This window comes from Catenibacillus scindens, assembly GCF_014202115.1.
GTDB lineage: Bacteria > Bacillota > Clostridia > Lachnospirales > Lachnospiraceae > Catenibacillus > Catenibacillus scindens.
In genome coordinates this window covers 55,601-76,060 of sequence record NZ_JACHFW010000006.1, presented here as the reverse complement: position 1 = coordinate 76,060, position 20,460 = coordinate 55,601, and the positions used below count along the sequence as shown (strand labels likewise).

The 20,460-nt window shown below is 47.8% G+C and carries 20 protein-coding genes, 1 tRNA gene and 1 pseudogene; 18 read left to right on the top strand and 4 right to left on the bottom strand.

Features of this window, described 5'->3' with window-relative positions; genetic code table 11:
- Positions 1–379: 379 nt before the first annotated feature.
- From HNP82_RS08920 to HNP82_RS08880, 9 genes and pseudogenes are all read left to right on the top strand, one after another.
- Complete coding sequence (locus tag HNP82_RS08920; RefSeq protein ID WP_183773512.1) at positions 380–1,711, top strand: glutamine synthetase family protein; 1,332 nt, start codon at positions 380–382, stop codon at positions 1,709–1,711.
- Positions 1,712–1,739: 28 nt separating this feature from the next.
- Positions 1,740–2,291, top strand: coding sequence for an ANTAR domain-containing response regulator (locus HNP82_RS08915; protein ID WP_183773510.1), 552 nt, complete (start codon positions 1,740–1,742; stop codon positions 2,289–2,291).
- A gap of 199 nt (positions 2,292–2,490) precedes the next feature.
- Positions 2,491–3,822 (top strand): aspartate--tRNA(Asn) ligase, encoded by a 1,332-nt coding sequence (gene aspS / locus HNP82_RS08910; RefSeq protein WP_183773508.1) that lies wholly within the window; start codon positions 2,491–2,493, stop codon positions 3,820–3,822.
- A gap of 19 nt (positions 3,823–3,841) precedes the next feature.
- Complete coding sequence (gene gatC / locus HNP82_RS08905) at positions 3,842–4,135, top strand: Asp-tRNA(Asn)/Glu-tRNA(Gln) amidotransferase subunit GatC (RefSeq protein WP_183773506.1); 294 nt, start codon at positions 3,842–3,844, stop codon at positions 4,133–4,135.
- A 32-nt stretch (positions 4,136–4,167) separates the two neighbouring features.
- Positions 4,168–5,679: an Asp-tRNA(Asn)/Glu-tRNA(Gln) amidotransferase subunit GatA gene (gene gatA, locus HNP82_RS08900; RefSeq protein ID WP_183773504.1), complete on the top strand. Its 1,512-nt coding sequence runs from the start codon at positions 4,168–4,170 to the stop codon at positions 5,677–5,679.
- Entirely contained in the window at positions 5,679–7,139 is a 1,461-nt protein-coding gene (gene gatB, locus HNP82_RS08895; RefSeq protein ID WP_183773502.1) for an Asp-tRNA(Asn)/Glu-tRNA(Gln) amidotransferase subunit GatB, read from the top strand. The genes gatA and gatB overlap by 1 nt, the downstream gene beginning before the upstream one ends.
- Positions 7,140–7,349: 210 nt before the next feature.
- Positions 7,350–8,546: pseudogene (locus HNP82_RS08890) on the top strand (FprA family A-type flavoprotein); the annotation flags it as partial.
- Positions 8,547–8,597: 51 nt separating this feature from the next.
- Positions 8,598–8,759, top strand: coding sequence for a rubredoxin (gene rd, locus HNP82_RS18630; RefSeq protein WP_183773750.1), 162 nt, complete (start codon positions 8,598–8,600; stop codon positions 8,757–8,759).
- 225 nt (positions 8,760–8,984) lie between these two features.
- Positions 8,985–9,764: a GTP pyrophosphokinase gene (locus HNP82_RS08880; protein WP_183773500.1), complete on the top strand. Its 780-nt coding sequence runs from the start codon at positions 8,985–8,987 to the stop codon at positions 9,762–9,764.
- Between the two features lie 128 nt (positions 9,765–9,892).
- Here HNP82_RS08880 and HNP82_RS08875 read toward each other — a convergent pair whose 3' ends face one another.
- Positions 9,893–10,318 carry an Hsp20/alpha crystallin family protein gene (locus HNP82_RS08875; protein WP_183773498.1) on the bottom strand — a complete coding sequence of 142 codons (426 nt, stop codon included), beginning with the start codon at positions 10,316–10,318 and terminating at the stop codon, positions 9,893–9,895.
- Between the two features lie 377 nt (positions 10,319–10,695).
- Here HNP82_RS08875 and HNP82_RS08870 point away from each other — a divergent pair, with 377 nt between their 5' ends.
- The 7 genes from HNP82_RS08870 (at position 10,696) to cysK (ending at position 15,970) form a co-directional block, all read left to right on the top strand.
- Positions 10,696–10,839: a hypothetical protein gene (locus tag HNP82_RS08870; RefSeq protein WP_183773496.1), complete on the top strand. Its 144-nt coding sequence runs from the start codon at positions 10,696–10,698 to the stop codon at positions 10,837–10,839.
- A 260-nt stretch (positions 10,840–11,099) separates the two neighbouring features.
- Positions 11,100–12,440, top strand: coding sequence for a zinc ribbon domain-containing protein (locus tag HNP82_RS08865; RefSeq protein WP_183773494.1), 1,341 nt, complete (start codon positions 11,100–11,102; stop codon positions 12,438–12,440).
- Between the two features lie 28 nt (positions 12,441–12,468).
- Complete coding sequence (locus tag HNP82_RS08860) at positions 12,469–12,876, top strand: DUF2871 domain-containing protein (protein ID WP_183773492.1); 408 nt, start codon at positions 12,469–12,471, stop codon at positions 12,874–12,876.
- A gap of 49 nt (positions 12,877–12,925) precedes the next feature.
- Positions 12,926–12,998 (top strand) — tRNA-Thr (locus HNP82_RS08855).
- Positions 12,999–13,271: 273 nt separating this feature from the next.
- Entirely contained in the window at positions 13,272–14,225 is a 954-nt protein-coding gene (locus tag HNP82_RS08850; protein WP_183773490.1) for a flavodoxin family protein, read from the top strand.
- 175 nt (positions 14,226–14,400) lie between these two features.
- On the top strand, positions 14,401–14,982 hold the full coding sequence (gene yfcE, locus HNP82_RS08845) for a phosphodiesterase (RefSeq protein WP_183773488.1): 582 nt from the start codon (positions 14,401–14,403) through the stop codon (positions 14,980–14,982).
- A 58-nt stretch (positions 14,983–15,040) separates the two neighbouring features.
- On the top strand, positions 15,041–15,970 hold the full coding sequence (gene cysK / locus HNP82_RS08840) for a cysteine synthase A (RefSeq protein ID WP_183773486.1): 930 nt from the start codon (positions 15,041–15,043) through the stop codon (positions 15,968–15,970).
- A gap of 54 nt (positions 15,971–16,024) precedes the next feature.
- On the opposite strand, the gene HNP82_RS08835 is transcribed toward cysK, so the two are convergent.
- From HNP82_RS08835 to HNP82_RS08825, 3 genes are all read right to left on the bottom strand, one after another.
- Positions 16,025–17,182, bottom strand: coding sequence for an MFS transporter (locus tag HNP82_RS08835; RefSeq protein ID WP_183773484.1), 1,158 nt, complete (start codon positions 17,180–17,182; stop codon positions 16,025–16,027).
- 567 nt (positions 17,183–17,749) lie between these two features.
- Positions 17,750–18,010 carry a spore coat protein gene (locus HNP82_RS08830; RefSeq protein WP_183773482.1) on the bottom strand — a complete coding sequence of 87 codons (261 nt, stop codon included), beginning with the start codon at positions 18,008–18,010 and terminating at the stop codon, positions 17,750–17,752.
- Positions 18,011–18,025: 15 nt separating this feature from the next.
- On the bottom strand, positions 18,026–18,208 hold the full coding sequence (locus HNP82_RS08825) for a hypothetical protein (protein WP_183773480.1): 183 nt from the start codon (positions 18,206–18,208) through the stop codon (positions 18,026–18,028).
- A 322-nt stretch (positions 18,209–18,530) separates the two neighbouring features.
- On the opposite strand from HNP82_RS08825, the gene HNP82_RS08820 reads away from it, so the two are divergent.
- Together HNP82_RS08820 and HNP82_RS08815 are read left to right on the top strand one after the other, a co-directional pair.
- Complete coding sequence (locus tag HNP82_RS08820; RefSeq protein ID WP_183773478.1) at positions 18,531–19,751, top strand: alanyl-tRNA editing protein; 1,221 nt, start codon at positions 18,531–18,533, stop codon at positions 19,749–19,751.
- Between the two features lie 41 nt (positions 19,752–19,792).
- Positions 19,793–20,443: a response regulator transcription factor gene (locus tag HNP82_RS08815; RefSeq protein ID WP_183773476.1), complete on the top strand. Its 651-nt coding sequence runs from the start codon at positions 19,793–19,795 to the stop codon at positions 20,441–20,443.
- Positions 20,444–20,460 lie beyond the last annotated feature (17 nt).

Sequence of the window (20,460 nt, the reverse complement as noted above, 5' to 3'; positions counted from 1 at the left end):
TTAGGGTGCTAGGCGCCAGTGGCGCCTGTTTAGCACCGACCGGAGCGAAGCGTAGATTTTCGAGAGCGCAAAGCGCGGAGAAATCCGTGGCATCATGGGGTCAAAAGACCTTTTGACCTAAACATCCTTTGATTTTAGAAAAGCTTTTGCAGTCATTGGTTAATAGTAACGGTTAATATATTGTATTGAGATGAATCGCCAAAATTATACCTTGACATTGCCGTTGTAGATTGCTATAATACGAAAAATAAAGAGCAGTTTTATAAGAGAACAAAGGCGTTCTTACCTGAAAGTATCAGGGGTAAGAGCGCCTTTTTTGCAATTACAGGGAAATGTGACCGGCTGCGCCGGAATCTCGTAGTAAAGGAGAGCAGTAAGTATGAAAAATTACACGAAGGAACAGATCCTTCATATGGTTGAAGAAGAAGACGTAGAATTTATCCGGCTGCAGTTTACGGATATGTTTGGCGTTTTGAAAAATATAGCCATTCCTGTCAGCCGTCTGATGAAAGCGCTGGATAATCAGTGTGTCATTAATGGAGATTACATTGACGGGCTGGGAAATTCCGAGGAAAATGAGTATTATCTCTATCCTGATCTTTCCACATTTACTATCCTGCCGTGGCGTCCCCAGCAGGGAAAAGTGGCCCGCTTCATCTGCGATATCTACCATATGGACGGGAGACTGTGCGAAAGTAGCCCCCGGTCTATTTTGAAAAAAGTGATGGCCAGGGCAAAAGAGATGGGGTATGAAATCTGTGTCCGCCCGGAATGCGAGTTTTTCCTGTTTCACACCGATGACAACGGTATGCCGACCAATATTACCCACGAGAAGGCGGGATACATGGATACCACTCCTCTGGATCTTGGGGAAAACGCCCGCAGAGACATCATTCTTACCCTGGAGGACATGGGATACGATATTGACTCATCTCGCCATGAACTGGCGCCGGCCCAGCACGAAATTGATTTTCTCTACTCTGATATGCTGGAGACAGCGGATAAGATTATGACCTTTAAGGTGGCGGCCCGCACTGTGGCCAAACGTCACGGCCTTCATGCCACATTTATGCCCAAGCCAAGCGCGGATGTAGATGGTTCCGGAATGCATATCCACATGAAGCTGATAAAAAATGGGAAAAATGTATTCACTGACCCGTCAGACTCCAGGGGGTTGAGCAAAGATGCCTATGGTTTTATCGCCGGCCTCATGAAGCATATTAAAGGGATGTCAGCCATTAGCAATCCTCTGGTTAATTCCTATAAACGTCTGGTTACTGGATTTGAGGCCCCATACAATATTATATGGTCCTGCCGGCAAAACGGGGCGCTGCTCCATGCCTGCCATAAAAATAACGGGGATACAGCCCTTGAGCTGCGAAGCCCCGATGGCGCCACTAATCCCTACCTTCTGTTTGCCCTATGCCTGGCCGCCGGACTTGAAGGGATTGAGAAGGATCTTCAGGCTCCCGGTGATATCAATGTGGATGTGAGAAAAATGTCCAGGGAAGAGAAGAAAAAAGCGGGCATTGATTCACTGCCTGCCAATTTAAGCGTGGCTCTGGCGGAAATGGAAAAAGATGAACTTATCCGGGCGGTTCTGGGGAACGGGTTTGTCGATGAGTATTTAGAGAAAAAAGAGCAGGAATGGGAAAGTTATATGGAGCAGATTTCCGAATGGGAGCTGAGCCAGTACCTGTACTGTATGTGATCATAAAGAAAGGGGGATGGGGACACAAATGAGTGTTGTTATTATAGCACTGAAAAAGCAGGAAACCGCAGGAAAAATAAAAAGTGTTCTCATCTCCCACGGTTTTACCAATGTGGTCTGTGTGTCCACCGGGGCGGCGGCCTTGGTGGAAGCAGGGAGAGATGATTTTGGCATTGTAATCAGCGGCTACAGTCTTCCGGACATGTACTATAAACAGCTTTCAGACTGCTTGCCCAGATATTACCAGCTTCTCTTTGTGGGAAAGCCGGAAATGCTCCAGGACGGTGACAGCGGTATTCTTGCCCTGTCTGTGCCGGTTCGGGTGTCTGATCTGATCAACACCGTATCCATGATGCTTTCACAGCTTCAGCGGAGCCGGAAGAAAGATCAGAAAAAGCCGAAAAAAAGGACATGGCAGGAGGAAAATTATATACGCAATGCAAAGTTCTTGCTCATGGAGCGGAATCATCTTTCCGAGGAGGAAGCTCACCGCTATATACAGAAGTGCAGTATGGATAATGGGACGAATATGGTTGAGACGGCCCAGATGATCCTCACATTAATGTATGATGAAGTATAATGACCTGTACCTTAGAAATTAAATGATGTTGGAGTGATCACAATGGAGTGATCGAAAATGTCCAATCCTGGAGTATCCCCAGATGGCGGGATATTGCCAGGATTTTTTATCATATAGGGAAGATATCAGCTATCGCTGACCTGAGTCCCGCGCAGGACTCGCGGGCGAGTCTTAAAAATAAATTAAGGAAGTGTGTTGTATGGAATTTGTGACAGGTGAAGTAGTTTCAAAAAGTATGGATTTACAGGAGTTTATTGCCTGCGCGGGCAGCGACCGTCCCGTGTGTCTGGAAGGCGCGATACACAGTATCCGGAATATGGGTGAGATCGCGTTTATTATCCTCCGGCGGCAGTGCGGGCTGATTCAGACCGTGTGGGAAGATCAGAAGACGAACATGGATATTTCCCAGCTTCATGACGGGGACTATATCCGGGCGGAAGGCACCGTGCGCCTGGAACCAAGAGCGGTTCACGGGCGGGAACTATGTATCCGCACGATAACCATTCTTTCCCGGACGTCGGCGCCTCTGCCCCTGCCGCTGGCTAAGTGGAAATTAAATACATCTCTTGAGACAAAGTTAAATCTCCGTCCCGTTTCCTTAAGGAATATCCGTGAGCTGTCCCGCTTCCGCATACAGGAAGGGGTTGTCCGGGGCTTCAGAGACTTTTTATACAGCCAGGGATTTACCGAGATTCACACTCCGAAAATCGGCGCCAAAGGCGCTGAGGGCGGATCAAATATTTTTAAATTATCTTATTTTCACAAGCCGGCCATCCTGGAGCAGAGCCCGCAGCTTTATAAACAGATGATGGTTGGTGTCTTTGACCGGGTTTTTGAGACGGGGCCGGTATTTCGTGCAGAAAAACACAACACACGGCGTCATTTGAATGAATATACAAGTTTGGATTTTGAAATGGGATATATTGAAAGTTTCTTAGATATTTGCCGGATGGAGACAGGATTTCTTCAGCATACAATGAAATTTCTGGAGAAAAACTACAGCGATTCCTTAAAGCTTTTGGGAATTACCCTGCCAAAGGTAGACCAGATTCCCTATGTGCGTTTTGATGAGGCCAAAGAACTGGTTTCTGAAAAATATCAGAGAAAAATCCGCAATCCCTATGATCTGGAACCGGAAGAGGAGAGTCTTATTGGAAAATATTTTCAGGAAGAATACGGCTCAGATTTTGTTTTTGTCACCCACTATCCATCGAAAAAACGTCCTTTTTACGCCATGGATGATCCGGAAGATTCCAGATTTACATTAAGTTTTGACCTCCTTTACAAGGGGCTTGAAGTGACTACCGGCGGACAGCGTATCCATGACTATCAGATGCTTTTAGGCAAGATTGAGTCCAGGGGAATGACCACCGAGGGCCTTGAAACCTATCTTGAGGCATTCCGCTGCGGTATGCCTCCCCATGGCGGGCTGGGGATCGGCCTTGAGCGGCTGACCATGCAGATTCTTGGGGAGGATAATGTGCGGGAGGCATGTCTGTTCCCAAGAGATTTAAACCGGCTGGAGCCGTAACAGAATGAGGAGGAATACCATGGGAAAAATAGTTATTGATGATCAGGTTATGGATAATGTGGAAATTCTCGCGAAATTAAGCCTTACCGGCGAGGAACGGGCTCAGGCCATGGAGAAAATGCAGGAAATCCTTGACTATATGGAGCAGTTAAATACCCTGGACACAGACAATGTAGAGCCCCTTGTGAATTTGTATGACCGCGGAAATGTGTTCAGAGATGACGTTATTGAGGACAATGATATTAAATCGGAGATCGTGGCAGGAGCGCCAAAACAAAAAGACGGGCAGTATATGGTGCCTAAGACCATTTAATCCGTCACTAATGAATTTTGGAGGATAGATTTATGGGAATAGAACAGTTATCTGCCCTTGAGATCGGGCAAAAGATAAAGAAAAAAGAGCTGACTGCCGTGGAAGCGGCCCAGGCCTGCTTTGACCGGATGGACGCCATGGAATCGGAGGTCCATGCGTTTATTACCATTGACCGGGAGCGGGCTATGGCGGAGGCCAGAAGAGTCCAGAAGGGCATTATGGACGGGACATACACCGGGCCTTTGGCCGGCGTTCCGGTAGCAGTGAAAGATAATATATGCACTAAAGGAGTGGCTACCACCTGCGCTTCCAGAATTTTGGAAAATTATGTGCCGCCCTACGACGCCCATGTTATTGAACGGCTGAAGGAGGCAGGGGCCGTTATTATCGGAAAAACAAATATGGATGAATTTGCCATGGGAAGCACCACGGAGACAAGCGCCATGGGGATCACAAGAAATCCGAGAAATACAGATCATGTGCCCGGCGGTTCCTCCGGCGGCTCCTGCGCTGCCGTGGCCGCTAATGAGGTATTTGCCGCTCTGGGTTCCGATACCGGCGGCTCCATCCGCCAGCCCAGCGCATACTGCGGCGTTGCGGGAATGAAGCCTACCTACGGCACAGTGTCCCGGTACGGTCTGATCGCCTATGCGTCCTCATTGGATCAGATCGGCCCTGTGGGAAAAAATGTGGCGGATTGCGCGGCGCTGCTTGAAATTATTTCCGGGCCTGACCGGCGGGACAGCACATGCGTGGCCGGGGAATCTCTGGATTTTTCCGGCCTGTGGGAAGAATATAAAATATCGCCGGAGGCTGTGGCCGCGGGACTTCGGGGGATGCGGGTAGGCGTACCGGAGGAATATTTTACCGGCGGCATTGATCCTCAGATCCGGGACGCTGTATTGAAAGCCGCGGATACCATGAAAGCCGGGGGAGCCATTGTGGAAACATTTTCCCTTGGAATGACACAGTATATGATCCCGGCCTACTATATTATCGCCTGCGCCCAGGCCAGCTCCAACCTGGCCCGGTTTGACGGCGTCAAATACGGATATCGGACAGAAGGGGCCGGCGATCTTCACGATATGTATAAAAAGACAAGAGCCCAGGGCTTTGGCTGGGAAGTAAAGAAGAGGATCTTGCTTGGTTCCTTTGTTTTAAGCTCCGGCTATTATGACGCTTACTATATTAAGGCTCTCAAGGCAAACCGGCTGATCAAGGAGGCTTTTGACCGGGCTTTTGAAAAATATGACCTTATCCTGGCGCCGGCGGCTCCCTCAGCAGCCCCAAAGCTCGGCACCAGTCTCACCGACCCGCTGAAAATGTATTTAAGCGATATTTACACGGTTGCCGTCAACCTTGCCGGACTTCCGGCTATGTCCATGCCCTGCGGCCAGACCGGTAGCCTGCCAGTGGGCCTTCAATTGATCGGCCAGCGCTTTAAAGATGATATTGTTGTCCGGGGAGCTGCTGCCTATGAAGTTTTGCGGGGAAATTGGATGGCGTCTGAGGCGCCGTCGGAAGAAGTAAAGGAGGCGCTGTAATGTCCAAGCAATATGAAACTGTCATCGGTCTGGAAGTCCATGTGGAGCTTTCAACAAAAACAAAAATCTTCTGCGGATGTTCCACAGAGTTTGGCGGCGCTCCCAACACCCATATCTGTCCGGTATGTTCAGGCCTCCCAGGAGCCCTCCCGGTATTAAACCGTCAGGTAGTGGAGGATGCCCTGGCTCTCGGAGCGGCCACCCACTGTCATGTCAACCGGCTGTGCCGCTTTGACCGCAAAAATTATTTTTATCCCGATAATCCACAGAACTATCAGATATCCCAGCTTTATCTGCCCATCTGTCACGACGGATGGCTGGATATTTCCACCGGCGGGGGAACCCGGCGGGTTCGCATCCATGAGATGCATATGGAAGAAGACGCGGGCAAGCTGGTTCACGATGAGTGGGAGGACAGTTCCCTTGTGGATTTTAACCGGAGCGGCGTGCCCCTCATCGAGATTGTGTCTGAGCCGGATATGAGAAACTCGGAAGAAGTCATTGCCTATCTGGAAAAACTGAGAAGTATATGCCGTTACCTTGGTATCTCCGACTGTAAACTTCAAGAAGGCTCCATGAGGGCCGATGTAAACCTCTCTGTCCGGGAAGTCGGGAGCGATGTGCTGGGCGTGCGCACGGAGATGAAAAACCTGAACTCCTTTAAGGCAATCGTCCGGGCCATTGATAATGAGCGGGAGCGCCAGATTGAGCTTTTGGAGGAAGGACGCCAGGTTGAGCAGGAAACCCGGCGCTGGGATGACAATAAAGAATACTCCTACGCCATGCGTTCCAAAGAGGACGCCAAGGACTACCGTTATTTCCCGGATCCGGATCTCCCTCCTGTGTATATTGACGAGCAGTGGATGGCGCGGACAAATGAGGACCTTCCGGAAATGCGGGAGGAAAAAGCGGCCCGCTATATGGAAAGCTGGGGACTTACAGAGGATGAAGCGGCCCTCCTCACGGATTCCAGAAATATTGCGGAAATATTTGAAAAGACAGTAAGTCTGTGCGGGCAGGCAAAGAAGGCAGCTAACTGGCTGACCGGAGAGACGATCCGCCTGGCAAGAGAAACTTCTGTAGATCTGGATCATGTGTCTTTTGCGCCGGAACATCTTGCCGCGTTGATCACTTTGACGGATAAAGGGGATCTGAACAATCAGAACGCCCGGAAAGTTTTTGAAGCTATTTTCACTGACGATGCGGATCCGGAAATTTATATGGAAGAAAAAGGCTTAAAAACTGTCACAGATACCGGTCTTTTGGAGGAGATCACAGATAAAGTGCTGAGTGACAACCCGAAGACGGTGGAAGAGTATAAGGGTGGAAAAACAAAAGTTCTCGGTTTCCTTGTGGGACAGGTGATGAAACAGATGAAGGGCAAGGCTGATCCGGGTTTGGTGAACCGGATGCTGACAGAGCGGCTTGTGTCGTATAAGTTACCAAAAAATGATGACTAAATTTATCAATTTTGTTTAAAATTATCCTTCTCCAAGTCTTGACCGAAATAGCGAGTTTGATTAAAATAGCTTTGACAGGATCTATTCGAAATTAAGCTTAACTATATAGTATAATCGCCGCATTGGCGGCTTGCCGCCGCGGATGGTTATACAGGGAAACCCTATTTCCCGTGTACATATTTGGAAGAGACTTAAAGGAAGGAGAAGAAGATGCAATTTGTGAAAAAAATCAGTGAAGAGCTTTATTGGGTAGGAGCTAATGACCGGAGACTTGCCCTGTTTGAAAATGTTTATCCCATCCCAAGAGGCGTTTCCTATAATTCCTATCTCTGGACGGACGAGAAAACTGTGTTGTTTGATACGGTAGATAAGGCTGTAAGTCATCAATTTTTTGAAAATATACAGGCAGTTTTAGGCGACAGACCTCTGGACTATCTTGTAGTGACACATATGGAACCGGATCACTGTGCAGTGATAGACGAGCTGGTATTGCGTTATCCAAATGTGAAGATCATTTGCAATACAAAGATCCAGGGGCTGATCAAACAGTTTTTCGATTTTGATATTGACAGTAGAGCGGTTATCGTAAAAGAGAAAGACACCTTCTCCAGCGGAAAGCATACATTTACTTTTGTGTCTGCGCCAATGGTTCACTGGCCGGAAGTTATGGTTGCCTATGAAAGTACAGAGGGGATTTTATTCTCTGCGGATGCGTTTGGTACCTTTGGGGCTATTAACGGCAATATTTTTGCCGATGAAGTAAATATTGACCGGGACTGGATGGATGATTACCGCAGATACTACACAAATATTGTAGGCAAATACGGTGTGCAGGTTCAGGCATTGCTTAAAAAAGCTGCAGGGCTGGATATTAAGATGATCTGCCCTCTCCACGGACTGATCTGGAGAGAAAATATCGGAGAACTTATTGAGAAATATCAGCTTTGGAGTTCTTATACACCGGAAGATGCGGCTGTGACCCTGTTTTATGGTTCTATTTATGGGAATACTGAAAATGCGGTGGATATTCTGGCCGGGAAGCTGGCGGACCGGGGTGTGAAAAACATTACTGTCTATGACGCTTCTGTGACCCACGCCTCCTATCTGATCTCTGAAGCTTTCCGGTGCAGCCATATTGTATTTGCGTCGGCAACTTACAATAATGGAATTTTTGTATCCATGGAAAATCTGCTGCATGATCTGGCAGCGCACAATTTACAGAACCGTACGATGGCGATCATCCAGAACGGTTCATGGAGCCCGGCTTCCGGAAGACTGATGAAGGAGATCCTCTCCAGTCTTAAAAATAATACAATTCTGGAGGAGGAGCTGACATTAAAGTCTTCTCTGAAGCCAGAGCAGGAACAGTCTCTGGACGCGCTGGCGGATGCCATTGCGGCCTCTGTTGTTCCAGGCTTTGAAAATGAAAAAAAGGATGAAGGAAAGGAGAACGGCTCAATGAAGAAATATGTATGTGATGTATGTGGCTATGTTTATGACGAAGCTGAAGGCGATCCGGATAACGGCGTAGCAGCAGGCACAAAATGGGAAGATGTACCGGAAGATTGGGTATGCCCTCTGTGCGGCGTTGGCAAAGACCAGTTCAGCGAAGAAGCTTAAAGCTTAATACTTTGTAATCGTTTAGACGCGGAAAGCCCCTAAGATCGGGGCCTGCGAAACGGTTATATGATTTCTCAAAAGACTGTCGGCAAAGCAAGAAAGCTGCCGGCAGTCTTTTTTGGTAAAAGTTTTCTTAAAAGAATATAAAAACTGCCTTTTGGACGGAAAAATGTGTTATGATAAGAAACGGTTTACAGACATGAATCATTATGAGGAGGTTGTATTATGGATAATGATGACGTCAGAATCGAACTGCCGGGGATTCCCGGAGAAACACTGTCCTGGGGGAGAATGCTGCTGCTCTATGAGTCGGCATTGGAAGTGATTAAAACAAAGATTAATGTATTAAACAAAGAATTTGTATTAAGATGCGGCTATACACCCATCGAGCATATTAAATCGCGGATAAAATCCCCGAAAAGCATTGTACGAAAGATGAATATAAACCACAGGGAGCCTTCCATCGCTAATGTGGTTCGATATATTAATGATATTGCGGGCATCCGCATTACCTGTTCCTTTACAACGGACATCTATACTATCGCAGAGCTGATCGCCAGTCAGAATGATGTGAAGGTGCTGAAGGTAAAGGATTACATAGCCCACCCCAAAGAAAACGGTTATATGAGCTACCATATGATCGTGTCGGTGCCGGTATATCTATCCCAGCAGGTGGTCTATACAAAAGTTGAGATACAGATCCGGACCATTGCTATGGATTTTTGGGCAAGTTTAGAACACAAGATGTATTATAAGTTTGACGGCAAAGCCCCGGAACATATACGCCGTGAGCTGAAAGAGTGCGCGGATATTACCGCTTTTCTTGACCGGAAAATGCTGGCGCTTAACGAGGAGATCCAAAATTACAGGGAGCCGGAATATATGCCGGATTTAGACGAGGAAAGCTACGAAGAAAAAACCATTGAGGAAGTGTTCGGGGTTATTATTGAGGAGGAGCAGATCCGGGAAAACGGGGATGGGGAGGATAAAAAAGTAAATTCGTAAATGACCCGCCGCAGGCGGAAATCTGCAAAGCACACTTTTTAGATAACATGATCACAGAAAGGCGGCCCGGAAAAAACACGGGCCGCCTTTCCTATAATAAGGGGGATAAGGGATAAACAGTATGATCATTATTCAATGGCGATAAAACGCTTTTCTTTAAGCTTTTTCTGAACTTCTTTTGGAATGGTCAGCTTTAGTATGCCATTCTTAAAGGAAGCTTTAATATCTTCTTGCTGCAGGTCGTCGCCTACATAGAAGCTGCGCTTGTAGGAACCCTGGTAGCGCTCCCGGCGGACAAGCTGCATCTTTTCCTCGCCTTCCTCAATACGTCTCGGCTGGGATGCGGAGATGGTCAGATAGCCGTTCTCCAGTTCTGCCTGAATGTCGTCCCTGGAATAACCGGGAAGTTCAATCTCCAGAAGATACATGGAAGGCGTCTCATAAATATCTGTCTTCATAGGTCTGTCCTTGCCATCTGTGTAAAAAGTATTCCAAAACGGGTCTTTAAAAATATCATTAAATAAATCCAGACCATAATTATTTCTTGAAATCATAAAAATGCCTCCTTCAATGAGAACCCTATGTATAATGTGCAGCAGTCCAGTAATGAGAACTGTCACTATAATGCTATCCCTGTCAGGGATGTAACCTTGCTTTTTCTTTTCTATGTGTTTACTATAACACATGTTGTTAGCCATGTCAAGAGGTGAGTGCTAATTTGATTTTGCCTTTTATTAAAAGGGAAACAGTTTCCCTGACATCCTAAATAGTATACCCTATCCCGATGTTATCTGGCACCCATCCCTGATGGCCGAACTGTTACCAAAAATATAATCGCAGTCATACCGATCTCACAACAGACCAAGCTACAGACCAAGGTGGCCCGACAACAGACCAAGCAAAGGAAATGGCAGGGAAGCTTGGCTGGAGATTGAGCAAGGTAAAATATTATATTACAAAGATGAAAAAGAATCATGTGCTGGAGCGTGTTGGCAGCAGTCAGAAAGGCCAGTGGAATATTCTTGTTGCGTCCAACGTATTCAGCCTCCATACGCCAAATGAACCAAAATCGTAACTGCTTCTGCGGCCGTTCCTCCCGTTTCGGAAAAAAGCACAGAGCTGCGGGGGTTTGAGCAAAGCTTTTTGGTATTTTATTGAATAGTGTTTTTCGCCCCAGTCATGTTATAATAAAAAAAACGTATCTATTTGGCCATAGATCGTAAGATTCCCGCAGATGACGCGGTCTCACAGTCTCATGGCCAGATAGCGGCAAAAGTGAAAAGATATCCGGCGGCAAGGCCGGCTGTTTTTACGATATAAACTGGAGGAATGTTTATGATATGTATAAACTGCGGGGCGAAGCTTAGGGACGATGTAAAAATGAACCATTGTCCCAACTGCGGAGCTTTGTTAAATAACGGTTCAGAAGTGACCGGAGATACAAAGGTAAATATGAAATTATTTGAGGAGGATCATGATAAGACGGTGATCCTGCCGGATTTCGGGGAGGGAATACCTGTGCCGGATACCGCTAAAGGGCCGGCGGCCACAGCCATGAAGACCAATCCTCAGATGGAATTTACGCCGGAGGATTTTGAGCAGTATGGCAATTTTGATGCCGACGGCAGCAACCCCTACGGCATCGAGATGCCGGGAACACCGCCGAAAACGGAAAAAAATGCTGCTGCTTTTCCGTCATACAGTGAAGCAACAGTTGTTTTACCTCACAGTCAGGCACAACAGAGCGGCGGCGAAAGGGATTTTCAGGAAGATGAAGGGGACTTTCAGGATGGAGAAGAGGCGTTTCGTTACCACCGGGACTATGACCGGGAGGAATCCTTCACCCGGCCAGTTCAAGAGAAAGCTCCGGAGAAGGAGAAATATTTTCCTAACGGATTTTTGCAGGAACATCCGGACATTCGGCCGAAACAAAGAAAGCACCGGATTGGTGTTCTGGATGTCCTTGTGCTGCTCCTCGGTCTGGCAACCTTAGGCGTCTGCGTGGTGATCTTTCGCAGATCCGGCGGTCTGTCTTTAATCCGTCAGTTTCTGGGGGGAGACATGGATCTGATTATGGCCAATATTGATGATATCACGTATTTTGTGAATAATCTGGACGTTACCTGGCGCCTGTACTACGAAGTGGCGGCTCTGGTTATGCTGGCAATGATTACGGTTGTGCTGTTTGTGATTCTTCACTGTTTTGTAAAAAACCAGGCATTAAGTATATTAAAAGCGGTTTTGCTTTTGGGAACCGGGTGCGGTATGCTGGTTCTTTGTGTGGGATATGGTCTTTATTATCTTATTACTGTGGGCGGAGGATCATTTCTTATTGCCGGCGGAGGGACTGGAATTGCCTCGGCCGGAATGGCTACGGCGGGAGGAGTTGCGGTGATTATTGCCGGCGTACTCTGGCTGGTATATATGCTCCTGTGGGGATTTACTTCTTTTTTCCGGGGATTCCATGTAGCTTCGATGGCTCTGCTGTCCCTTGGGTTTGTATTTTCTTTCCTGCTTATGCTTCTTAATCTGTTCATTACATGGAGAAGCTGTTCTGCGGTTATGCCCCGGGATGCTTTATATGAGCTGATGAGTACACCGGCCATGATTGCCATGTTTATGGTGCTGTCGGTTCTGGCCAGCCTGGAAGATTTTCTGGCTAAACGGGCAGAGTAAAGAGAATAGAAATCAAGGAGGATTGAATATGAAACGCTATATGAAAATGGCTCTTCTGTACGCTGTTCTCGCAATGATTGGCGGCGTGTTTTACCGGGAGTTTACTAAGTTTAACGGCTTTACAGGCAAAACTGCCCTTGGGGTCGTACATACCCACTACTTTTTGCTGGGAACGGTATTTTTTCTCTTGCTGCTTTTGTTGGAAAAGAGTTTTTCCTTTACCGGGACAATGACCGGACGCATTCTGGTTATCTATCATATTGGTCTGAATCTGACTTCTGTAATGTTTGTGATACGCGGGGTGTTCCAGGTTCTGGGGACATCCCTGTCCTCCGGTATGAATGCGGCGGTTTCCGGCATTGCCGGGATCGGTCACATTTTGCTGGGTGTCAGCTTGATTCTTGTCCTGATACAAATCAAACGCAGAGTTTCGTAAAAAAATACTTGATATTTCTATCAATTCTGTGTATACTAATAGCTGTTCAGCTAATGTAGCTCAGTCGGTAGAGCAGCTGATTCGTAATCAGCAGGTCACGTGTTCAAGTCACGCCATTAGCTCATGATTATAGTCCTGGCTTACATCGGATTTTCCGGTGAGGCTGGGACTTTTTTTCTTGCGAAAGCGGCGTGGCTGGGACTGTGAATCGTAACATCAAGGGATGGGAAGAGTATAAAATCTCTGGAAAAAGATTGAGAATCCTATTGGGATATAGTAAAATAAAAATGAGTAACAGTTCAGCCATCAGGGATGGCGCGGGCTGAACTGTTACGAAAATGATTATTAGATTGATCCGGAAAACACGATGTATTGAATGAATTTGGAGGGATTTTATGGCAAAAAAGATTACGGCATTTTGTGCCGGAAGAAAGAACGGAAATACAGAAACTTACATGAAGATTGCCCTTATGGAAGCCAAAAAGATGGGCGTGGATGTGGAGCTGATCCGTCTGAATGAGTGTAATATTCTGCCATGTAAGGCCTGCGCGAATATGCCCTGTACATGGAAGGGACCAAAGGGCTGTATTTTAAAAGATGATGTTCCATGGCTTTTGGACAAGTTCCTGGACAGCGACGGCTATATTCTCGGCGCTCCGGTGTGGTCACTGTCCCCTTGCGGCGTTGTGACTGATTTCAGAGATAGGATTTTTGGGCCTAAGATGGATGTGGCCGGATGGGAATTGGACGGTGGCGCTCCGGAATGGCTTGGCGGACGGACACAGCACCGGCCGGGGGCTTTGATCTCCGTAGGGGGAGCCCTCACAGAGAACTGGACATCTCTTGGCCTTGCCACCCTTTACACAACCACATTTTCTGCCCAGATCAATGTGATTGATCACTTAAATATCCACGCGGTAGCTGATCCGGGAGAGGCGCTGACACGGGAAGATTATGTGCTTCGGGCAAAATATCTGGGACAGAACCTGGCATATGCTGTGAAACATCCGGAGATCGACTGGACGAAGAAATATCTGGGACAGACCGAGGAGGAGGAAGCGTGTCCGGGCTGTCATAACAGTCTGCTTATCGCAAAGCCGGGAAAAGATTATGTGGAGTGTGCCATCTGCGGACGTGTCGGAAAGATTGCTATGGAAGACGGCAAGATGAGGTTTATGTGGCCTGAAGACGATGGTGACCGCCTGACTGTTATGGGCAAGTTTAAACATATGCGGGAGATCAAGTACCATACCGAGGCGATCTATGAGCCGAAAAAAGCCGGGATCATGGAGGAGTATGAGGAGATCAAAAAGAATAATGAATTTCTCGTCAGACCGCCCCGGAATTAATGTACTAAAAAATAAATACGCAAAGCATTTATAGTAATGACAAATATTTTTGAGAGACTGCTTTTTTGAAGCGGTCTCTTTGTCTTTAAATAATTCCGTATATTGTCATAAGTTTGGGATGGGAGTAAAATAAAAGGAACGATGCTGCTTGAACGTAGAAAGGAGTTTTGTGAAAATGACCAGACTAATGATCGCTTCCGATATACATGGTTCCGGTTATTATTGTAAGAAAATGGCGGAGGCTTTTTTCAGGGAGAAGGCGGACCGGCTTCTCCTTTTGGGGGATATTCTCTACCACGGACCCCGCAATGATCTTCCAAGGGATTATGCCCCAAAAGAAGTGCTTAAACTGCTTAATGAGATGAAATCACGCATCCTTTGTGTCCGGGGCAACTGTGATACGGAGGTGGATCAGATGGTTCTTGAATTTCCCATCATGGCCGACTATGCAGTGATCGTCGCGGGGGACAGGGTCATTTATGTGACACACGGACACCGTTTTAACACAGATTCCCTTCCGCCCATGCAGCCGGGAGATATTCTTCTCCACGGCCATACCCATGTTCCGGCGTGGGAGACTTTTGGGGAAGATCACCTGTATCTGAATCCAGGCTCTGTCTCGATTCCCAAGAACGGGAGCGAACACAGCTATATGATCATGGAAGATGGAAAATTTCAATGGAAAACACTGGAGGGAGAAACGTATCACGAGATGATTATAGCGCCGGGAAAGCACACACCGGGCGCCGGTGCATAAAATAAACTACAGGCATTATGCCGGAGATGATCTTATCAGACAAGGAGAGAAACACAGGATGGTTTATGACAATATTTTGCAGGCTATGGGCAACACGCCCCTTATTCGGTTAAATCATATGGTGACAGATGATCAGGCAAGAGTGCTGGTGAAATTTGAAGGGCTTAATGTGGGCGGCTCCATTAAAACCCGTACTGCTTACAATATGATACGGGAGGCGGAGAAGCGCGGGCTGATCCGGGAGGATACGATCATTGTTGAGCCAACCAGCGGAAATCAGGGCATCGGCCTTGCCCTTGTGGGGGCGGTGCGTGGATATAAAACCCGGATCATTATGCCGGATTCCGTCAGCGAGGAGAGGAGAAAACTGATCGCCCATTACGGCGCTGAGGTGATCCTTATTCACGATGCCGGGAATATCGGGAAATGTATTGAGGAGTGCCTTGAGACAGCGCTGAAAATGGCCCAGGAAGATCCAAGGGTATATGTTCCCCAGCAGTTTGACAATCCGGCCAACCCACAGATACACAGAGATCAGACGGCGGTGGAGATTCTTGAGCAGGTGGACAGTCCCATTGACGGGTTCTGCTCCGGCATAGGAACCGGGGGAACGATCACAGGGATCGGGGAAGTGCTGAAAGGAAAAAATCCCCATATGACTATATGGGCGGTGGAACCGGAACACGCGGCCATACTGTCTGGCGGTTCCATAGGCACCCATTTGCAGATGGGGATCGGAGACGGCGTCATACCGTCCATATTAAATCAGAAAATTTATGATGATATCTGTATCATCACCGATGATGAAGCCATTGACACCGCTAGGGCGCTGGCATCACAGGAAGGCATCATGTGCGGAATTTCCAGCGGCACAAATGTGGCGGCGGCTCTTAGGCTGGCCAAAGTGCTTGGGCCGGGAAAGACTGTGGTGACTGTGCTTCCGGACACCGCAGAGCGGTATTTTTCCACTCCTCTGTTTCAGGAATAATCTCGCTTCCAGATGAGGTGTCATTTGTTACTGTTCACTCTGTGAACAGTAACATCAGTTTTCTTTTTCTGTGGCACAGCCCAACCCAGTGATGACCAGGACAATGACCAGGCCGATGGTAGTGACAATAAATTTACTCCGCACACCAGGGATACCTGCGGCACCCATGACAGCATTGATGATGATTGGGGACAGAGATGATCCTACATTGGTAAATGTAGAGAAAATGGCAATGCTCATAGAACGCTGGCTGAGGGTAGCGTGGTCGGAAACCAGACATGTTCCTGCCGGTGTAAATGTAGAGAAGCCGAATCCGCATAAAAAACCGCCAAGGACAACTAAAGGCATACTGCCGGCTAAATAGGCAAAGAGAAGTCCGAGACCGGAAATAAAAATGGCAAAGATCATGGTATATTTTTTCATAATCTTCATCATAGGCTGGAGAAGTATGCCGGCAAAAATTCCTGAAAAGGTATAAACGGATGTGGCGATACTTGTTGTCTGGGCAGTGCCGAGACCGGCTTCCTCAACAAAGAGGGAGACATTGGTGTTATATGTATTCTGGCAGATGTAGTAAACAAAGCCGATGATGGAGATAAACCATATAAAACTGCTTAGATGTCTGCGTTGCTTATGGTTTTGGCGGTTTTCGCCTTCCGGTTCCTGCTCGATGATGCCTTTGGGCATTAATAAAATAACAGCAAACAGGCAGGGAACCAGCAGTAAAAGGGCCAGATATGCCCGGCTCCATCCCCAGTTGGATAGCCATCCGCCGATCAGGGAGAAAACCATAGCGCCGCCGCTGATAGCCGCAGACTGGAAACCCATCATCCGGTTGCGGTCTTCCCCGGTATAGTAGTCGCAGATAATGGCCGGTGTTAAGGTAAGCATACCGCCAACTCCTACGCCAATGATTCCTGAGCAGATTAAAAGAAAGACAAGGCTTTCATGGAAGAATACAGGGAGCATGCCGCCGATAAGAATCGCGCACAGGGAGATAATAATCAGTGTTTTTTTGTAAAACCTTTTTGCCAGCCGTCCGGCTAACAGGGAAAAGATAAGAGACATCAAACTGGGCAGTGTGATGATCATCTGGACGGCGGATACATTGGCACCGGGAAAGGCATTTGCGATATCGGCAATAACAGGAGATATTGCCAGATAGCTCATGATGGCGGTGCATGAGCATAAAATTCCGAACATTTTTTTCATTCTTCATCCTCCGGTTAAGTAAAAATCTATAGCGTCATAGAATCCAAAGACAAAGGGTTATTTTATTCCTGCGGGCGGTGCTGTGTGCCGGGGGCACAAGTTTAGCACCGACTGTAGCGGAGCGAAGACCAAATACCCGCCCCTTGAGGCTCTGCTGGCTTGATGCCCCGTTGCCTGCTGCGGGATATTTGAATTTCATGTCCCGTCAGCCTCTTGTGGGGTATTGGACTCTCTAAATGTTACTATATTATAATTTTTAAAAATGGTAAAGGACAAATTAGTAGAAATTGCCAGATAAAAAAGCCAAAAGGTTCCGTGATTTGCGGAACCCCTTGTACTTATATTTTCTATCACTGAGTTATCGTGAGTTCCCCACTGTCTAAAGCCAGTGGGATTGCGGTAGCCTCATTTCAAATTCATTGCTTCGGGCTGTGAGCCAAGCGGACGCGCCTGCGCGTCCATTTAGCGGTGCTGTGTGCCGGAGGCACACGTTTAGCACCGACCGAAACGAAGTGAAGACCGCCGCGAAGAGCAAAAACACCGCGGCTCTGCCGCGGTGTTTTTGACTTACAGCATGGACTCTGACGGGCAGAGGATGCTTTTGACATGCTGGATCTCCTGTGGGGAAGCCTTCTGGGCCGGTATATAATACTGGTGCTGGCGGGCAATTTGATAAAGCTCTTCCTGAGACATTTCACACTGATTGCGCATTTGTTTTAATGTCTGTTTAAGTTGTGGATTTTCTGTCTGGGCAATCATATCGCCAAATAATTTTAATTCTCCGTTAATGCCTGTGAGGGCGTCTGAAACCATTGTTTTTTCGTCCATGTTGATCCCCTTTCTTTATAAAAACTGAAGAAGCTGCTGTTTGTTCTGAGCGGCAGACTGAGCTGCTTTCTGAAAAAACTGCTTGATTTGAGGATCTGTGGCCTCCTGCGCGTAATTTTCCATTTTGCAGTGAGTTGTCTCATAGCCGCCGATGAGATGGCGGAGATTTTGAAGATCCAGTACGGATATTTCCTGCATTGTAAATACCTCCTGTGAATTTCCGGTTGTATAAAAGTTACGGTAATAGTATGGATGACGGAAGAAAAAATATGTACACAATTTTACCGCTTGCGGCAAACAGAGTGTGGCGCTAAAATATAGTATGACGAAAGATGAAGGCGTCAAAAGGTATTTTGACGCCTATGATACCACGGATCGCTCATTTTTCTCCGAAAAATGGCTCTTTCTCATGTTTTTGCGGGTCAAGTAGACATGCTTTTTCATACAAGTATGAAACGCATGTCTATTTGACCCTGGTATCATCATAGTATGAAACTTAATTTAAACGAGGTTGAAATAAATGACAACAGAGAAACTTTATGAAAATGATAGCTATATAACAACTTTTCAGGCCACAGTTCTGGCCTGTGTGCCGGCAAATCAGGTATGTGCCGGGCAAAATGGGACGAAAGGCGGATGGGCAGACGAAAGTCGGGGACAGTGGGCCATTTGTCTTGACCGGACCGCATTCTTTCCGGAAGGCGGCGGCCAGGGAGCGGATACAGGGTGGCTGGATGAGAGCCCGGTCTGGGACGTCCAGATCATTGACGGGGCCCTATGGCACCGGACAGACCTTGAGGCAAAAGAAGGACAGGCCCTGCAGGGGCGGATCGACTGGCAGCGGCGCTTTTCCAACATGCAGCAGCATTCCGGGGAACATATCTTTTCCGGTCTGACCCACCGCCATTTTGGCTATGACAATGTAGGCTTTCATCTGGGAAGCCAGGTGGTGACTATGGATTTTAACGGAACCCTGACCCAAGAAGATCTGGACCGGATTGAGTGGGAAGTCAATGAGGCTATTGTAAAGAATGTCCCCATTTCGGTATCTTATCCGGACAGGGAACGGCTTGCTGCTATGGAGTATAGAAGCAAGATTGAAATTGACGGCCAGGTGCGTATTATTACCGTGGAAGGCTATGATGTCTGCGCCTGCTGCGCGCCCCATGTGGCAAGGACCGGGGAGATCGGCCTGCTGAAAGTTGTGGATCACATAAAATATAAAGGGGGAACGCGGGTCAGCATATTGTGCGGTTTCCGGGCGCTGACCGATTACCGGGAGAAGCTTGGGGCTGCCCGTCAGATTTCAAGAGCTTTGTCGGTTCCCGCCGGGGAGATCGCGCCGGCGGTGGAGGGCAAGTTAGAGGAAAACGCCCGCCTGCGCCAGAAAAACGTGGAGCTGACAGGGCGTCTGATCGAGCAGGAGGTGGCTCAGATTCCCTGTGGTCAGGAGAATGTCTGGTACTTTAAAGAAGGCCTGGAGGCCGCGGCCATGCGCCGGGCAGTCAACCTGGCGCTGGAGCGGGTGGAAAAGTGTGCCGGCGTGTTCTGCGGGGATGACAAAGAGGGCTACAAATATATTATCGGAACACGGTCAGGGTGCGGAAGGGAGCTGGCTAAGATCCTTAAAGAAAAGCTGGAGGCCAGAGGCGGCGGCTCCCCTGAAATGATCCAGGGCTTTGTGGCTGCCGGAAAGAGCCAGATTGAGGCGGTGCTGCGGGAGGCTGCCGGAAACATTTAAGAAACATTTGTTTCCTATAATGCTTCCAGGAGGGATTATGAATGATCAAAATCTTAATTGTTGAAGACGAGCTTCCCATTTCCAAATTGATCGAGATGAATCTGACAGATGCGGGATATACATGTACCTGCGCTTACGACGGGGTGACGGCGGCAGATCTGATCGAAAAGCATACCTACGATCTGATCCTGCTGGACATTATGCTCCCCGGCCTTAATGGCTATGAACTGTTTGAGTATATTAAACCTATGAATATACCGGTGATCTTTATCACCGCCAAAGCGGCCTTAAACGACCGTGTCCGGGGCCTGCACCTGGGGGCGGAGGACTATATTGTAAAGCCTTTTGAGGTGCTGGAGCTTTTGGCCAGAGTGGAAGTGGTACTGCGCCGGTATAATAAAAGCCAGCGGATGCTGGTTTACGGGGACGTGACCATTGACACTTTCAGTATGGTAGTGACTAAAGGGGGACAGAAGGTAAATCTGACCCCTAAGGAGTTTGATCTCGCTACATTGTTTGTGCGAAATAAAAATATTACCCTTTCCAGGGACAGGCTTTTTGAACTTGTCTGGGGCAGTGATTACGATGGTGATACCCGGACACTGGATCTTCATGTGCTGCGCATCCGCAAAAAGCTGGGCTGGGAAAACTGCCTGAAAACAATACACAGGATCGGATACCGTCTGGAGTAAAAGAGGCACAATGGCCG

Bases quoted from the DNA above. Each gene is read 5' to 3' on its own strand.
- HNP82_RS08920 (WP_183773512.1), top strand. From the start codon at position 380: ATGAAAAATTACACGAAGGAACAGATCCTTCATATGGTTGAAGAAGAA.
- HNP82_RS08915 (WP_183773510.1), top strand. From the start codon at position 1,740: ATGAGTGTTGTTATTATAGCACTGAAAAAGCAGGAAACCGCAGGAAAA.
- aspS (WP_183773508.1), top strand. From the start codon at position 2,491: ATGGAATTTGTGACAGGTGAAGTAGTTTCAAAAAGTATGGATTTACAG.
- gatC (WP_183773506.1), top strand. From the start codon at position 3,842: ATGGGAAAAATAGTTATTGATGATCAGGTTATGGATAATGTGGAAATT.
- gatA (WP_183773504.1), top strand. From the start codon at position 4,168: ATGGGAATAGAACAGTTATCTGCCCTTGAGATCGGGCAAAAGATAAAG.
- gatB (WP_183773502.1), top strand. From the start codon at position 5,679: ATGTCCAAGCAATATGAAACTGTCATCGGTCTGGAAGTCCATGTGGAG.
- rd (WP_183773750.1), top strand. From the start codon at position 8,598: ATGAAGAAATATGTATGTGATGTATGTGGCTATGTTTATGACGAAGCT.
- HNP82_RS08880 (WP_183773500.1), top strand. From the start codon at position 8,985: ATGGATAATGATGACGTCAGAATCGAACTGCCGGGGATTCCCGGAGAA.
- HNP82_RS08875 (WP_183773498.1), bottom strand. From the start codon at position 10,318: ATGATTTCAAGAAATAATTATGGTCTGGATTTATTTAATGATATTTTT.
- HNP82_RS08865 (WP_183773494.1), top strand. From the start codon at position 11,100: ATGATATGTATAAACTGCGGGGCGAAGCTTAGGGACGATGTAAAAATG.
- HNP82_RS08860 (WP_183773492.1), top strand. From the start codon at position 12,469: ATGAAACGCTATATGAAAATGGCTCTTCTGTACGCTGTTCTCGCAATG.
- HNP82_RS08850 (WP_183773490.1), top strand. From the start codon at position 13,272: ATGGCAAAAAAGATTACGGCATTTTGTGCCGGAAGAAAGAACGGAAAT.
- yfcE (WP_183773488.1), top strand. From the start codon at position 14,401: ATGACCAGACTAATGATCGCTTCCGATATACATGGTTCCGGTTATTAT.
- cysK (WP_183773486.1), top strand. From the start codon at position 15,041: ATGGTTTATGACAATATTTTGCAGGCTATGGGCAACACGCCCCTTATT.
- HNP82_RS08835 (WP_183773484.1), bottom strand. From the start codon at position 17,182: ATGAAAAAAATGTTCGGAATTTTATGCTCATGCACCGCCATCATGAGC.
- HNP82_RS08830 (WP_183773482.1), bottom strand. From the start codon at position 18,010: ATGGACGAAAAAACAATGGTTTCAGACGCCCTCACAGGCATTAACGGA.
- HNP82_RS08825 (WP_183773480.1), bottom strand. From the start codon at position 18,208: ATGCAGGAAATATCCGTACTGGATCTTCAAAATCTCCGCCATCTCATC.
- HNP82_RS08820 (WP_183773478.1), top strand. From the start codon at position 18,531: ATGACAACAGAGAAACTTTATGAAAATGATAGCTATATAACAACTTTT.
- HNP82_RS08815 (WP_183773476.1), top strand. From the start codon at position 19,793: ATGATCAAAATCTTAATTGTTGAAGACGAGCTTCCCATTTCCAAATTG.